This window comes from Pseudomonas sp. CYM-20-01, assembly GCF_023169845.1.
GTDB classification, from domain to species: domain Bacteria; phylum Pseudomonadota; class Gammaproteobacteria; order Pseudomonadales; family Pseudomonadaceae; genus Aquipseudomonas; species Aquipseudomonas azotoformans.
This window is the reverse complement of sequence record NZ_AP025169.1, coordinates 2,610,333-2,624,562: the sequence shown is the minus strand read 5'-3', so window position 1 is coordinate 2,624,562 and position 14,230 is coordinate 2,610,333. Positions and strand designations below refer to the sequence as shown.

13 protein-coding genes are annotated in these 14,230 nt (G+C 58.9%); 3 read left to right on the top strand and 10 right to left on the bottom strand.

Translation table 11 applies throughout. The features are described 5' to 3' along the window. Position 1 precedes the first annotated feature (1 nt). Together M2497_RS11995 and M2497_RS11990 are read left to right on the top strand one after the other, a co-directional pair. Entirely contained in the window at positions 2 to 1,732 is a 1,731-nt protein-coding gene (locus M2497_RS11995; RefSeq protein ID WP_248487690.1) for a hypothetical protein, read from the top strand. Next, positions 1,710 to 3,434 (top strand): LeoA/HP0731 family dynamin-like GTPase, encoded by a 1,725-nt coding sequence (locus tag M2497_RS11990; protein WP_248487689.1) that lies wholly within the window; start codon positions 1,710 to 1,712, stop codon positions 3,432 to 3,434. The genes M2497_RS11995 and M2497_RS11990 overlap by 23 nt, the downstream gene beginning before the upstream one ends. Before the next feature lie 306 nt (positions 3,435 to 3,740). Here the strand turns inward: M2497_RS11990 and M2497_RS11985 are convergent, their stop codons facing one another. Both M2497_RS11985 and M2497_RS11980 read right to left on the bottom strand, forming a co-directional pair. Continuing rightward, a complete protein-coding gene (locus tag M2497_RS11985) occupies positions 3,741 to 4,490 on the bottom strand; it encodes a creatininase family protein (RefSeq protein WP_248487688.1) in 750 nt (249 codons plus the stop codon). 37 nt (positions 4,491 to 4,527) lie between these two features. Beyond that, positions 4,528 to 5,841 (bottom strand): MFS transporter, encoded by a 1,314-nt coding sequence (locus tag M2497_RS11980; RefSeq protein ID WP_248487687.1) that lies wholly within the window; start codon positions 5,839 to 5,841, stop codon positions 4,528 to 4,530. A 137-nt stretch (positions 5,842 to 5,978) separates the two neighbouring features. Here M2497_RS11980 and M2497_RS11975 point away from each other — a divergent pair, with 137 nt between their 5' ends. After that, positions 5,979 to 6,914 carry a LysR family transcriptional regulator gene (locus tag M2497_RS11975; protein ID WP_248487686.1) on the top strand — a complete coding sequence of 312 codons (936 nt, stop codon included), beginning with the start codon at positions 5,979 to 5,981 and terminating at the stop codon, positions 6,912 to 6,914. Here the strand turns inward: M2497_RS11975 and M2497_RS11970 are convergent. The 8 genes from M2497_RS11970 to M2497_RS11935 form a co-directional block, all read right to left on the bottom strand. Next, entirely contained in the window at positions 6,897 to 7,940 is a 1,044-nt protein-coding gene (locus M2497_RS11970) for an alpha/beta fold hydrolase (RefSeq protein ID WP_248487685.1), read from the bottom strand. The two genes, M2497_RS11975 and M2497_RS11970, sit on opposite strands and share 18 nt — an antisense overlap. Before the next feature lie 3 nt (positions 7,941 to 7,943). Next, positions 7,944 to 9,308, bottom strand: a complete 1,365-nt coding sequence (locus M2497_RS11965; RefSeq protein ID WP_248487684.1) for a hypothetical protein — start codon at positions 9,306 to 9,308, stop codon at positions 7,944 to 7,946. A 490-nt stretch (positions 9,309 to 9,798) separates the two neighbouring features. Next, complete coding sequence (locus M2497_RS11960; RefSeq protein WP_248487683.1) at positions 9,799 to 10,296, bottom strand: flavin reductase; 498 nt, start codon at positions 10,294 to 10,296, stop codon at positions 9,799 to 9,801. A gap of 10 nt (positions 10,297 to 10,306) precedes the next feature. Then, complete coding sequence (locus tag M2497_RS11955) at positions 10,307 to 11,266, bottom strand: PDR/VanB family oxidoreductase (RefSeq protein ID WP_248487682.1); 960 nt, start codon at positions 11,264 to 11,266, stop codon at positions 10,307 to 10,309. A 51-nt stretch (positions 11,267 to 11,317) separates the two neighbouring features. Next, positions 11,318 to 12,058: an SDR family oxidoreductase gene (locus tag M2497_RS11950; protein ID WP_248487681.1), complete on the bottom strand. Its 741-nt coding sequence runs from the start codon at positions 12,056 to 12,058 to the stop codon at positions 11,318 to 11,320. Between the two features lie 11 nt (positions 12,059 to 12,069). After that, a complete protein-coding gene (locus M2497_RS11945; RefSeq protein WP_248487680.1) occupies positions 12,070 to 12,546 on the bottom strand; it encodes an aromatic-ring-hydroxylating dioxygenase subunit beta in 477 nt (158 codons plus the stop codon). Between the two features lie 15 nt (positions 12,547 to 12,561). Further along, a complete protein-coding gene (locus tag M2497_RS11940) occupies positions 12,562 to 13,836 on the bottom strand; it encodes an aromatic ring-hydroxylating dioxygenase subunit alpha (RefSeq protein WP_248487679.1) in 1,275 nt (424 codons plus the stop codon). A gap of 18 nt (positions 13,837 to 13,854) precedes the next feature. Next, on the bottom strand, positions 13,855 to 14,217 hold the full coding sequence (locus M2497_RS11935; RefSeq protein WP_071494982.1) for an IacB protein: 363 nt from the start codon (positions 14,215 to 14,217) through the stop codon (positions 13,855 to 13,857). Between the last annotated feature and the right edge of the window lie 13 nt (positions 14,218 to 14,230).

Below are 14,230 nucleotides of genomic sequence, written 5' to 3'. Positions count from 1 at the left end.
AATGAGCAATTTCGAGCTCGACGAACTGTTCGATGAAGCGACCACCCTGTCGAATGAGGGGACCATCGCAAGCCCCTTCACTCACATCAAGACCGCCTCGGCCACCCTGGATGAGGTGTTGAACCAGCGGCTGGCCAGCGTGTATTCCGGGACCTTGGTCCTTAGCCGGAAAAAGGCGCTGGCCTCGCGCACAGACGGTCGCATCATTGGTACAGGCGAAGAGGACTTCACCAAGGGCAATACGTTCTACACCCTCAACTACAAGGGCAAACGCTTTCAGTTGATCGATGTGCCCGGCATTGAGGGTGACGAAGGAAAGTACGCTCATATGGTCCGCGAAGCAGTAGCCAAAGCGCACCTGGTGTTCTACGTCAATGGCACCAACAAGAAGCCTGAGAAAGCCACTGCAGAGAAGATTCGCGCCTATTTGCGCCTCGGCACCCAAGTGTGTCCCCTGGTGAACGTGCGCGGTAACGCTGACCAATTCGAATTCGACGGCGTTCCTGCGTCTCTGGAAAGCGATGGCGACTCGACAAAGGCATTGCAGCAAACCATCGGTGTACTTGAGTCCGCGCTGGGCGCCAAGGCCATGCAGCCCGGACATTGCGTGCAGGGCTTGCTCGCCTTTTCATCCCTGGCCATTGCACCAGGGACCGAACGCACGAGCATCCACCCGTCCCGGGATCGGGACCTGGTCATTCACCAGCGCAATTACCGCAAGTATTTCGCCTCGTCGAAAGCCATGTATGAGTTCAGCCAGATCAAATCAGTCGCCCGCGTGCTTCACGGAAAACTGGGCACGTTCAAAGAAGACATGATCGAAAGCAACAAGACCAAAGTGCATGAATTGCTGGTGGAAAACCTCGCCATCCTGCAAGCGCTCCACACGCAGCACGAAATGTTCATCGCCCGGACAGAGCCGGAATTCAAAAAATGCCGCGCGGCTATCAAAGATGGGCTGGTCAGGTTCGAACGCCTTTTGCAGGATGGCCGAAAAAACCTGTGGAACGGACTCTTCATCGATTTGAGTGCCCGCGCCGACAACATCGTTGAGGAACATTTTGGCAACAACGATTTGATTTCCACCAAAATCCAGCGCGCCTTCCGCGAGCGTCAGGAGCAACTGAAAAACGACTTGCAGACCCAGTTCGAAAAGTACCTGGCAGAGCTCCAGGGTGACCTTGTGCAGGCCATGCAGCGCTTGCTCGAGGATGTTTCGCGGGTTGAATTCGAGCAGGCCGTGGCTTATGTAGCAGAAGACCTCAATGCCAGCTACAAGACACCCGAACTGGGCCTTGGCCTGGATCTTAAAGACTATGGCTGGATGCTGTTCAACGTTGGTTCTTATGCCCTTGCAGGAGCAGGTATCGGCACCGCGTTTCCTGTTGTCGGCAACCTGATTGGCGCGGCCGTCGGCGCCGCAGTGGGCTTTTTGATCAACCTCATGAATTTCCTTCTCAGCGAGGAAAAACGCATCCGCAAAGCCCAGGCTCAAGTCCAGGAAAAGATCGCAGAGGCACGCGCCAAGGCTGTGGACTCCCTGCGTGATGAACTCAAGGAGTTGCTCGCACCGATTCGCAGCCAAATCGAAGAGAAGGTCCTCGGACAAGTCAGCGACATCCATGCATCCCTGATTCGCCCGCTGCACATCATCAAGCAGCAGATGGCCCTGATGCAGCGCACTAAAGATCAACTGGAGAAAATGCCCCATGGAACAATTCACGCAATTTAATGTTGATAAACAGGCAGCGATCAAAGGACTGGATCAGCTTCGGTTCATCCTGAAAGAGCTGGGCGAGCTAGGCGCCGACGTTAATGCCGAAATGGAAAAGATTGATTCCGCTGTCAACGCGATCGAGTCCGACGTTCTACGTATTGCGCTGCTGGGCGCCTTCTCCGACGGCAAGACCAGCGTGATCGCTGCATGGCTGGGTAAAATCATGGCCGACATGAAGATCGACATGGACGAGTCCTCCGATCGCCTGGCGATTTACACGCCAGAAGGCCTGCCCGGCAAATGCGAGATCGTCGATACCCCAGGCCTCTTTGGCGACAAGGAAAAGACTGTCGATGGCCAACAGGTGGTTTATGAAGACCTGACCAAGCGTTACATCTCCGAAGCGCATCTGATCTTGTACGTCGTGGACGCCACCAATCCGCTCAAGGATAGCCACAGTGCTATCGCCAAGTGGGTACTGCGCGACTTGAACAAACTGTCTTCGACGGTCTTCGTCATCAATAAAATGGATGAAGTGACTGACTTGACCGAACAGGCGCTGTTCGACGATCAAGCCGCCATCAAAAAAGACAACTTGAAAGCCAAGCTGCAGCGGGCCGCCAACCTGACCTCGGAAGAACTGGCACGTTTGAATATCGTCTGCCTGGCCTCTAACCCCGGTGGCCGCGGCCTGGAATTCTGGTTCAGCAAACCCCAGCATTATGAAAGCCGCTCGCGGATCAACGACCTGAAAGCCATGACCACTCGCATTCTGCAGGACAACGTACCCGCGGTCCTGATGGCCAAGACCGGCATGGACGTGGTCCGCGATGTCGTCGGCCAGCATGTGGCCCAGGCTGAAGAGCAATTGGGCAGACTGGATGCGTTCGCACAACAGAACGCCGAGGAGTCCGAACGGATCAAACAGGACATTTCCAAGGGCCGCCGCGACGTCAAACGTCTTGCCGGGGAGTTGTTCGAGGAGCTGCGAAATATCGAAAACGAATTGCTGGGCAAGCTCCGCCCTTTGTCACTGGAGAACATCCGTGACTTTCTCGAGGACGAAATCGGCTACACCGAAGAAGGTGTCGGCTATAAGCTCAACCTGAGGATCAAGAGCGCCATCGACCGGTCGTTCGATCAATCGTCCAAGGTCACCAGCCGCATTTCCCAGGACATCGGGCGTCAGCTCGACTCAAGTGAGAGCTTCCTCAATGCCATGAGCGAAGGCGCACTCAAGTCCATGGGCGGCGCGGCGAAAGGCATCGCCAACCTGAGCCCGGACATCATCAAGGGTGCAGTGTTTGCCGCGCGCGATGTGCTGGGCTCGGTAACCGGCGTCGTCATCAAATTCAAGCCGTGGCAGGCAACCAAAATCGCCGGGGCCATTTCCAAATGGGCCGGTCCTGCCGGTGCAGCCTTCACCCTGACCTCAGACCTCCTGAGTGCCTACAAGGCTCACGAACTCGAACAGGAACTCAAAACCGCCAAAGAGTCCATTACCACGGTCATCAAGAGTTCCTTCAAGGACATCTACGACCTGATCGGCGATGACGAAAAACTGCTCGACTTCTTTGCGCCACAGCTCAAGACGTTTGAAAAGATCGTAGCCGCCGTTGATGAGCGCTCAGCGTTCATCCGTACGAACCAGGAAAAGCTGATTCACGTACGTGAAAAGCTGAGCGCACTGGGGCTTCCTGGCACCACCACGCGCTAAACATGAGCGTTGACGGCTCAGCGCCCGGATTGGCGTGAAAGTGCTCTTAGCCCCAGCCCTTTCAAGGTCTTTGAAAAACCGACCCAATCTGGCTGATACCATCCCAATAAGGGCGGACACTGCAACTGTGGCGAGCGGGCTTGTCCCGCGTTGGGTTGCGAAGCGACCCTAGATGGAGGAATGCGGTGAATCAGGCACTCTTCGGCCGGGGGTTTCAGGGCTGCTTCGCAGCCCAACGCGGGACAAGCCCGCTCGCCACAGGGTATTACCGCCTGTTCTACCTAAAGGCCTTGAAAGGGCTGGCTCTTAGCCCGGGATCGGCTCGCCGTTGAACGCCTCGACTTCGCGTATCAGGCCCTGTGCCGCCATCATCACCAGGTCTCGCCCTTTCTCCGGGGAGGCCTGCGCCGGGTCCGAGCCCATGCGCCCATCGATGTGGCGGGCGCGGAAGTCGAAGGCTTCGCGAATCGGCCCCCACGGCGCGATCTGGGGTGAGTAATCGGCGGTTTTGATCGAGTCCGGGTAGGCCCATTGGGTCACGGCGATTTCGGACGGCGTGGCATGGATACCGTGGCCGGTGGGGAACTGCTCCTTGGCCAGTTCGCCCACCCCGTCGAGGTCCCACCAGTTGCATAACTTCAGGGCGAACCCCGCAGGGCGACGGGCAAAGCTGGCTTCGGCATACAGCTCGGAAAACGCCGCTTCAATGGAGGCGACGTTGCCGCCATGGCCATTGAGAAACAGGATCTTTTCAAAACCATGGGCTGCCAGCGAATGCACCCAATCGCTGATCGCGGCAATGAACGTCGAGGGCCGCAATGAGATCGTACCGGGGAAGCCGATATGGTGCTGGGCCATGCCGATGTTGAAGGTCGGCGCGATCAGGATATCGGCGTTTTTTTGCGCCTGGCACGCAATGATCTCGGGGCACATCCAGTCGGTGCCGAGCAGCCCGGTCGGCCCGTGCTGTTCGTTGGAGCCGATGGGGATGACGATGGTGCGGCTGCGCTCGAGAAAGTGGCCGATCTCGGCCCATGTCGACAGGTATAGAAGCATCTTGGGTTCCTCATGGTTTTCAATGATGGCGGGCCACTCAACCCGCGCTGTACTCGCCCGCCGCGCCGGTGCGCGTTCGCGGTTTGGTCGCAATGATCACGAACGCCGCGCACAGGAACACGCAGCCCACGGCTACGACCCCCGTGTTCAAGCTGCCGGTGGCGGTTTTGGCCCAGCCGATCATGGCCGGGCCCCAGAAACCACCGGACAGCCCGATGGTGTTGATCAAGGCAATGCCGCCTGCGGCCGCATCGCCCTTGATGTGCTCGGAGGGCATCGCCCACAACACGGTGTAGGCCATGAACATCATGCTGATCGACAGCGTCAGTAAGGTCATCGACCCCACCAGGTGGCCACCCGCCAAGGGGTAGAGCATCAGCAAAAGCGCGCCGATGGCCGCCGGGACGGCACAGTGCAGCCGGCGCTCGCCCAGGCGGTCCGAGCGGCGCCCGATCCAGTACATGCCCAGTGCCGCCCCGACATAGGGCATGGCGGCATACCAGCCCACTTGCTGGGTGTCTTGCAGGCCCAGGGTCTTGATGATCGCCGGCAGCCAGAAACTCATGGCGTAGATCGAGAAGATGATGCAGAAGTATGCCGAGGCCAGGACATACAGCTTAGGGTCGCGCAGTACCGCACGGAATGAATGGCTGCGCGCATTCGCCGTGCCCAGTTCGGTTTCCAACAGTTGCTTTTCCGCCTCATTCAGCCAAGGCGCATCGGCGGGCCGGTCGGACAGCACGCAGTACATGAGCACGCCGAGCAATACACAGGGCAAGCCTTCAATCAAAAACATCCATTGCCAGCCGGCCAGACCGCCGACACCGGCAAGCGTGGTGATCAGCCAGGCCGACAAGGGTCCGCCCAGAATGCCGCCCATGGGGCCGGCGATAAACACAATGGCAATCGCCCGCGCCATGCGGTTCGGGCCGTACCAGCGCGACAGGTAATAGATCATGCCTGGGGCAAACCCGGCCTCGAACACGCCGAGCAAAAAACGCATCGCATAGAACGTCGGTACATCGCGCACGAACAACATGCACGCCGAGGTGATACCCCACAGCACAAGGATTCGGCTGAAGGTTTTACGCGCCCCGATGCGGGGCAGCATCAGGGTGCTGGGCAGTTCGAACAGCACATAGCCAATGAAGAAAATCCCCGCGCCGGCGCCGTAGGCGGCATCGGACAAGCCCAGGTCACTTTGCATCTGCAGCTTGGCAAACCCCACGTTGATGCGGTCCAGGTACGCAAAGACATAGCCGATGAACAACAGCGGCAGCAGCCGCCAGTTGAGCTTGTGGTAGAGGGCAGAAATGGCTGAATGTTCTGCCGGCGCCCGGGAGGTTGGCATACGAGTCTCCAATTGTTTTTGTGGGTCTGCGTGCTTGCCAATTCAGGGTGCGCCGGCCCACCATCGGCAGCAAGAGCAACTAAGTTCACTTAGCGTTGCTTTGTAGACAACACAACTTCCAAGGCGGATCATCCTTCATGCGTGAGATCAATCAACAACGTCTTCGCTACTTCCACGAAGTGCTGGTGCACGGTTCGATCAGGGGGGCGGCAGACAGCATCAACACCTCGCCCTCGGTGATCACCCGCCAGATCAAGCTGTTGGAAGAAGAACTGGGCGCCAAGCTGTTCGAGCGCCAGGCCCGTGGCGTTCAGCCCACCGAGGCGGCGGCGCATCTGCTGGAGTTCTGGCGCGGCTATCGCTCGCACCAGGAAAAACTCGAAGACCAATTGCAAGCGATCAAGGGCCTGCAACAAGGCCATGTGCGGGTGGTGATCAGCGAAGGTTATGTGGATGCGCTGGTCGACAACGTGCTCGCGCCTTTCAGCAAGCAATACCCCAGGCTTGAAATCACCCTGGACATCCTGCCGGTGGACGATGTGCTCAACGAAGTTGCCGAAAACCGCGCGCATATCGGCCTGGCCTACAACCCGCCGCCCCATCCACACATCGACTACCGCGCCGCCTCGCTGCAGCCGGTGATGTTGCTGGTGCGCCCGGACCATCCGCTGGCGGTGCGAGGCACCATGGCGACGGTGACCGAGGTATTGGAATGCCCATTGGTGCTGACGCCGACCACGTTTGGTATCGGCCATGCCATCACCCTGCTGGAGTACGCCGAGAAGATCGAAGTACGCCCGACCCTGGTCAGCAACTCCCTGGCGGCACTCAAGCGCCTGGTCGCGACTGGCGGCTTTGCCTCGCTGGCCGGGGAGTTCGCGGCCTACCGGGAAATTGAAAACGGCGAGCTGGCGTCGGTGCTGATCGACCATCCGCTGTTGCTGGGGGTGGAGGCCAAGCTGTTGGTGAAGGCCTCAAGACCATTGGCGGCGCCCGCCCAGGAACTGTTGACGTGGATGCTCAAGCGGTTGCCGATGTTTAAAGCGCAGAGCGATTCACTTCCCCGACGTTGAGGACTTGACCCAGCGACTTATCAGTTCCAGGGAACCCGGCACATAGGCGTGACGCCCCAGTGCCATGAACGCGTACTCTTTCCATGCCGGCCATTGCGATACCAATTGATCATTGAACAGGCCGGCCCTCAACAAACTGTGGGTGGCGTTGGGGATGACCACAACGTGCCTACCCCGGGTGCCAGCAAACATCTTCCGGTAGACGCTTGAGTCCTCGGCCGTATTGACATTCAGGTCCTGGTCGCCCCAGACCGCCAGCACCGGGCCCTTCATGGTTTTCACTGCGGCAGTAACGTCTTCGTTGTAGTTTTTCTGGACGAAGTTGAAATGAGCGCGGTCCATACCGGGAAACAGGTGGGGGCTGTAGGCTTGATTCGCTGTGCCGAAAACCTTGTCGTTCCTCTCGTATTGCTCTTTGACGATGGCGTCGATCTCATCCTGGGAACGGCCTTCCTCGGCCAATCGTACCTGCGTGTAGTACATGCCTTGCCGGCGCCAGCTCACGGCCCCGCCGATAATCACTGAAAAGCCTGGGTCGCCTCCACTGGCGGCACGCGGAATGACCCAGCCGCCTTGGGAAAAACCCAGAAACCCGACCTTGTCCGGTGCAACTCCCTCCTGCTTGCGCACCTGGGCGAGCGCGGCCACCGCTTCCGTGGCACGGTCCGCCATCGACTGGCTGAGCCAATGGCCTGTGCTCTCGCCGATCCCCTGTTTGTCCCAGGTAAACACGCCGATTCCAGCGTCGAGCAAACTGTTGATCAGCGGGAAGTAGCCGTGGGCTGCGAAGCGGTCCATGGGACCATCCCCATGAATGATCAGCGCCACGGGCGGCGCCTGGACATGCAATGGCAAGACCAGCGTCCCGACCAACTGTGCGTCGCCAGAGCGAAACGTCAGCGTCGAAACCCGAGCGTCCGTCAACTCCATATCGGACAGGTTTTGCAGGACGAACACCGCCAATCCCAGCAGCATCGCGCAGATGCCTGCACCTGCAAACACCGCGTGTTTTTTTTGCAGACTCACTGTTCACCAGAACCAATAAGGCAGGAATTTAGGCGTCGGCTCATGGGCCAACTCCAGATGGTAAGTAACGGAGTTGAAGAAAAACATATCCAGTATGAGAAAGGTGACAGCCCCGAAAGAAAAGACGACGAACTCACGATGGGGATGCTCGTGAAAGCGTGATTCCAACCAGGGCCGCACGGCCACAAGCGTAATCAAACCCAGGCAGGCACCGAGGTAGTTGGGCTGCAGCGGGGTCACCGCATACAAGCTGTACCCATAGGCAAGTAACAGCATCACGAGGCCTATCAGCGGCAACTCCAAGCAGAACCCAAGCAGTTTTCTCCGGGTGTTTGCAAACACTTCACTGCGATCCACGAAGACGTAGGCCGCCAACAACGAAATAGCCGGGGTGATCGACAGTATGTAACGCGCCTTTTTTGAACTTGGAATCGTGAACAGCACAATGATCACTAGGAGCCAACCGGTGAGGTACAGGAGCATGCTCGTGACGGGATGCGGCGTTCGGTCGAAAAAGTGTTTGCCCTGCTTGATGATCACACTCACCGCAATGATTGCGGTGACACCGTAGGTCAGCAGGCCTGCCGAAAAGTAGAAGTAATAACGGGGCGCGTGGTCACTGCCGAACCGCCCCAGTCCTTGCATGATCAACACCTCTTGCAGAAAAGCATCGCCGCCCTGCACGTAGGCCGCCCAGGTCAGCACCGCGATACCCGTGGCCAGGACCACGCCAGCCAACAACGAGAACACCACCAGCATGCGCCACTGCCGGCTCAACAGGTAATAAGAGGCAACGACACTGGCAGGCCCGATCAGGCCGATCGGGCCACGAAACGCAAAGCCCAGTGCCAGGCCCGCGAGTACCAGCAGCAGCCGAAAACGCTGGTGGTGCACCTCGCCTGCGTAGGCCAGGTAAAAGCACATCACCGTAAAAAGTGCCGGGTACACATCCAGCGCCAGGGAGTTCACACCGTCCAGAAATGACCAGGTGAACAGTGCAAACACCACCGCGTAGGCGCCCCATTTCTTCTCATGCAACGCCCCCAATTTATAAATAAACACCAACATCAAGGCGGCAGCGACGCAAAAAGGCACGCCCATCGACAGAATGGACACACGGCCAAACGGCAGGGACACCAGATACACCAGGAGTGTATTGATCACGGTGTAATCGGGGTAAGGCTGCAGATCTTCAGCGATTGGAAACAGCGTGACGCCATGCGCAAGCATATATTGGGCAAAGTCGACAAAGCGCGTGGTGTAATTGAGCACGGCGGGCTTGTATTGCAGGACGGCCAATACAATAAACGCAACGACAAAAATAAATGAACAGGGCTTTTTTACAGCCACTTCCTTTAGCTTATTCATGCGTCCCTGCCGTCTCTAAAAAAGCGCAGACTAGCACTTTGCTTTTCAGGCGATCCAGAGTGTAAAAGTGAAGAGTTGTAAAGGCCGTGCAACTTTTTTATTCAAGCTGGCAACGGGCTTAACAACGCTGAACATCGGCTGAACACAGGTCAAAAAGTGCGAACTCAACCTATGACAACGGTTGATTCCCGTACCGATACCCTATATGCCCGAATCAGCCCTGACCTACATTTCAACTGAATTTAATTTAGCGCCTTGTTGTGCGCGCAACGTGGGTAAACAGTATGAAACCGCCCTCTCATTTAATGATCGCCTTTGCTCTAACCCTGCCCGTTCTTGCACTGGCGACCGACGGTGCGGAAGCACTTCAGCGCTTTCACGAAACAACTAAGGCGACATTCTAGAAACACGCCGCATACCTTGAAAAACACAATGTGCTCATATCGCCACACGCCGGCACGCTATCGGCAGCCGGCGCAACGGGCCGGGCTCAGCAGGCTTTGGACGCCTCGCCCAGGCGGTGATAAGCACGGTTGAAATACACCAGCCCCTCGTCGGCATTTCCCTGACGGATGGTCTGGATCTCACAGTAGAAAATGCTGTGGGATCCGACTTCATGGACCTGGGCAATACGGCAGTCGAAATTGACCAGCGCATCGATCATCACCGGCGCGCCGCTTTCCAGGGTGGTCCACTGTGTCACGGCAAAGCGTTCATCCATCGTCAACGCACGGTTCGCGAATGCCCCGGACATTTCTTGATGATCACCACACAGAATGTTGACGCACACCGCGCCATTGCGCTTGAAGTGCTCGTTGGAATGGGACGATCGGTTCATGCATACCAACAGCGTGGGCGGTGAGTCGGTCACGCTGCACACCGCTGACGCGGTGAAGCCAAACCGACCCGCCACGCCATCAGTGGTGATGACCGTCACGGCGCCGCCGAGCATGGCCATTGCATTACGAAAACTGCTTACGTCTACCATGTCGTTCCCCTTAGATATCCAGCACGAGTTTTTTTGATTTGGCGCGTGAGCAACACACCAGGATTTGGTCATTGCCGGCTTTCTCGTCATCCGTGAGGTAGACGTCGCGATGGTCCGGCTCACCTTCAAGCACATCGCACAGGCAGGTTCCACACACGCCCTGCTCGCAGGAAATCTCGATCTTGATCCCCACTTGCGCCAGTGCGGCGAGGATGCTTTGCCCCTCTGCCACCTGGACGGTCTTGCCGCTACGCGCGGCCACCACTTCAAAGCTGGCGCCGGAACTGTCCACCTCTACCTGGAAATACTCCTTGTGGATGTGCTCCTCGGTATAACCCTGCTCACGCGCACCTTGCATCACCCACTCCATGAAGCCTGCGGGCCCGCAGGTGTAGAGGTGCACCCCGGCCTCGCCCGACCCCAACACGTGGGCCAGGTCCAGCCGCTGTTCAAGCCCTTCATCATCGAAATGGGTGAACACCTTGGCGGCAAACGGCGAATCCGCCAGCTCTGCCAAAAACGCACTGCGGCCGCGCTCGCGCCCGCAGTAATGCAGTTCGAAGGCGTGACCGGATGCCTGCAGCGTGTAAGCCATGGCAATCATCGGTGTGATGCCGATACCGCCGCCCAGCAGGATCGAGCGCCGCGCATCGCCGGCCAGCGGAAACAGATTGCGTGGTGCGCTGATCTGCAACTCGCAACCTTCCTGCAACGTATCGTGCACACCGAGCGATCCGCCGCGAGAGGCTGGGTCCTTGAGCACGCCCAGCCGATAGACGCTCTGATCGGCGGGGTCGCTGCACAGCGAGTACTGGCGCACCAGGCCCGGTTTTATGTGAATGTCGACATGTGCACCGGCTTCGAACAACGGCAGCGGTGCACCGTCACGACGGGTCAAATCCAGGACGACAACGCCGTCCCCTTGCAGCTCGCGCTTGTGCACGACTACATCCAACAGTTGTTCAGTCATGGCCATGATTCCATGGAGTTCGTGAAGGTCGCCGTGGCGACCCGGTAATAGTCAGCGCATGAACAGGCCGCCATTCACGTCCCAGGTGGCCCCGGTGGTGAAATAAGCTTCGGGCCGCGCCAACTGCACGATCAGGTCACCCAGAAAATCCGCATCGCCCAGACGCTGCACCGGGATACTTGCCAGCAGGCCCGGCAGGCGCTCAGGCGGCACAGCCGCATGCACGGCGGCGGAGTCGATGGGGCCTGGCGCGATGGCGTTGACTGTCACCCCGCGCGAGGCAAACTCTTTGGCGAATATCTTGGTCAGCGTGATGATCGCGCCCTTGCTGGCGGCGTAATGCGCGCCCGTCGCGGTGCCGCCGTTCTGCCCTGCCAGGGACGCCATGTTGATGAGTCGTCCGTAACCGGCGTCAGCCATGTGCCCGCCCAGCACCTGGCACCCCAGGAATACGCTGCGCAGGTTCAGGCCCACCACGGCGTCAAACTCCTCGGGGCTGATTTGCATCAACGGCGTGGTCTTGGTCACCGCAGCGTTGTTGACCACCACATGCAGCGCACCGAAGCGTTCCAGCACACTGGCCAGGGCACGCTCGAAGTCATCCTTGCGGCCGGCGTCCAAGGGCAGGGCCAGGCTGCGCGCGCCAGCGGGGTCCAATTGCGCCTGGCAAGCTTCTGCGGCCGCCTGCTCGATGTCGGTAATGACCACCGAATAGCCGGCCCGCAGCAGGCTGGCGCAAAAACGTTGGCCCAGGCCCTGCCCTGCGCCGGTTACCAATGCGATCTGGTTCATGTCGGCGTGCCTCAAAGGATGTAGCCGATACCGGCGAGGGCATCGTCACTGTTGATAAGGCTCACCACTTTGCGGTGAATCTCAAAGCCGCCCCCAGCCCGCACCAACTCGTAGGTCAGGTCGGCGCTGTAGAGTTTCAGGCTCTCCTTGCGGAACTCACGTACGCTCTGTGCGCAGCGCACGGTCACGTTCACACCGTCGTCACTCAGCACTCGAAAGCGCGATTGCGTGCGCACCGTACGCGGCTGCGGGCTGGTGGAGATCGACTCGCCACCGATCAGGCGTTTTACCCGCAACTCACGCATATGGTGGTCGTCGTACGCATAGTTGAGCGTGTTCTCGAAGTCGGTTTCCGTCGGGTTGATCGGGATGATGTAGGTGCCCTTGGGCGTCCACATCTTCAACCAGGCGGCGTACTCGCCATGGTCGAGCATGTCGCCCTCCTGCCAGATGAAGGCGGTGACTTCTTGCAGCACTTGCAGATTCATAAGGTTCTCCACGGCTCAGGCCGACATCATCTTTTTCCACTGTTGGTACGCCGCGCGCATGCCCGTTTCGGCACTTACGTCGGACACCCGGCCGTCGGCACTGGCACGCTCGCCGGGCAGGCCGCGGTTGAGCATGATCCACAGCTCATCGCCGGCGCTTGCGCCCTTCTGCACACGCTCCCAGGCTTCGGAATCGTCCGGCGTGCCAAACCCCATCGGTCCTTGAAAGTGCTCATGCAGGCGCAGGCGATAGCGGTTGGCCGCGGCCGGGCCGCCGTCCATGGTGATGACCGAGTGGTGAATCTCGGTCTCGGTCACCGAGAGCGGTTGCAGCACCCGGAAAAACGCCATCGAACAGGCCACGTTCGGAAACAGATTGAGGTTGAACCCGGTGCCGCCCACCGCACGCACAATGCGGCGCACCTGCAGCTCCTCGATGCCTTCATCGCGCAGCTCGGCGGCCAGTGCTTCAAAGCGCTCGGGGATGGGCTTGTCCAGGTCGGCTTCCAGGTCGATCAGGTCCGGAATCATCACCATCACACTGTGCCCGTTGCCCAAGTCCTCGACATAACCAGGGCCTTTGACGAAGTCGAACAACGCCAGGGTCTGCTCGTCCACCGACGACAGGAAGCTCTTGTGCACCAGCGGGAAGTGATAGGCGTCGGTGGTGTTTTCCAGCTGGATCTTCCAGTTGCCCGGAAAACGGAAGCGATGTTCGCCGGGGACCTTGATGCCGTAGCCCGCGCCCTGCTTCATGAACAGGTCCATCCATTTCTTCGCCGCGCCGAGGTAGTCTTCCAGCGGCTGGATATCATCCTTGAAGGTGGCGAAGATCATGCCGGCGTAGCTTTCGGTACGCAGGCTGACCAGCGGCAGCTCGGCCTTGTCGATGCAATCGGCGTAGCTTTCCGGATGCGGGATGCCGCGCAGCGAGCCGTCCAATGCATACCCCCAACCGTGATACGGGCAGACGAAACTGTTGGTCTTGCCTTTTTTGTGTTCACACACGGTGGCGCCACGATGACGGCAGCGATTGAGCAGCACATGGGTGTCTTTCTTGCGATCACGCACCACAATCACCGGCTGCTTGCCGATGTAGGTGGTTTTATAGCTACCGCTGTCGGGGATCTCGCTTTCATGGGCGACCCAGATCCAGGTGCTGTAGAAAATCTTTTCAAGCTCGGCGTCGAACAACTGGGCATCGGTGTACATCGAGGTGTGCACGCGATCGGACTGCACCAGGTCGGCAGGATCGACGGCAAGGTTCACGGCAGGAATCAGCTTGTTCATGGGATGGCCTCCTCGGCATCAAGTGCGCTGGATGATCAGCTCGCGCCCAACCCGGGCTTCGACTTTGGTGTAGCGCCACAATTTGTACGGGCCATCGCCGACCGGCGTGCTACGGAACAGGTTGCAGGCGGCATGTACGGTATCGATGTCCGGCACATCGGCCAGCAGGTAAGTGGTCCAGGGAAAACCGTCGGAGGGGCCGACCATGCTCTGGTCGTCGTCCATATTGCCGAGCACCTGCACGCCCGCCAGGTCGTGAATGCCGTTCCACATCGCGCTGAAGGCTGCCCAGACCTGCAATTGCTCGTCACGAGGCGCATCGAAGAAATTCTGGTTGATCCCCATGCAGAACAGCACGCGGAGCATTTTTTTATCGTTCATTTTCAGGGTCTCG

What these genes read in the sequence shown, in the direction of transcription:
- M2497_RS11985 (WP_248487688.1), bottom strand. Translation starts at nt 4,490, where the DNA reads ATGCTTCTATACCTGTCGACATGGGCCGAGATCGGCCACTTTCTCGAG.
- M2497_RS11935 (WP_071494982.1), bottom strand. Translation starts at nt 14,217, where the DNA reads ATGAACGATAAAAAAATGCTCCGCGTGCTGTTCTGCATGGGGATCAAC.
- M2497_RS11975 (WP_248487686.1), top strand. Translation starts at nt 5,979, where the DNA reads ATGCGTGAGATCAATCAACAACGTCTTCGCTACTTCCACGAAGTGCTG.
- M2497_RS11955 (WP_248487682.1), bottom strand. Translation starts at nt 11,266, where the DNA reads ATGACTGAACAACTGTTGGATGTAGTCGTGCACAAGCGCGAGCTGCAA.
- M2497_RS11995 (WP_248487690.1), top strand. Translation starts at nt 2, where the DNA reads ATGAGCAATTTCGAGCTCGACGAACTGTTCGATGAAGCGACCACCCTG.
- M2497_RS11960 (WP_248487683.1), bottom strand. Translation starts at nt 10,296, where the DNA reads ATGGTAGACGTAAGCAGTTTTCGTAATGCAATGGCCATGCTCGGCGGC.
- M2497_RS11990 (WP_248487689.1), top strand. Translation starts at nt 1,710, where the DNA reads ATGGAACAATTCACGCAATTTAATGTTGATAAACAGGCAGCGATCAAA.
- M2497_RS11965 (WP_248487684.1), bottom strand. Translation starts at nt 9,308, where the DNA reads ATGAATAAGCTAAAGGAAGTGGCTGTAAAAAAGCCCTGTTCATTTATT.
- M2497_RS11940 (WP_248487679.1), bottom strand. Translation starts at nt 13,836, where the DNA reads ATGAACAAGCTGATTCCTGCCGTGAACCTTGCCGTCGATCCTGCCGAC.
- M2497_RS11950 (WP_248487681.1), bottom strand. Translation starts at nt 12,058, where the DNA reads ATGAACCAGATCGCATTGGTAACCGGCGCAGGGCAGGGCCTGGGCCAA.
- M2497_RS11980 (WP_248487687.1), bottom strand. Translation starts at nt 5,841, where the DNA reads ATGCCAACCTCCCGGGCGCCGGCAGAACATTCAGCCATTTCTGCCCTC.
- M2497_RS11945 (WP_248487680.1), bottom strand. Translation starts at nt 12,546, where the DNA reads ATGAATCTGCAAGTGCTGCAAGAAGTCACCGCCTTCATCTGGCAGGAG.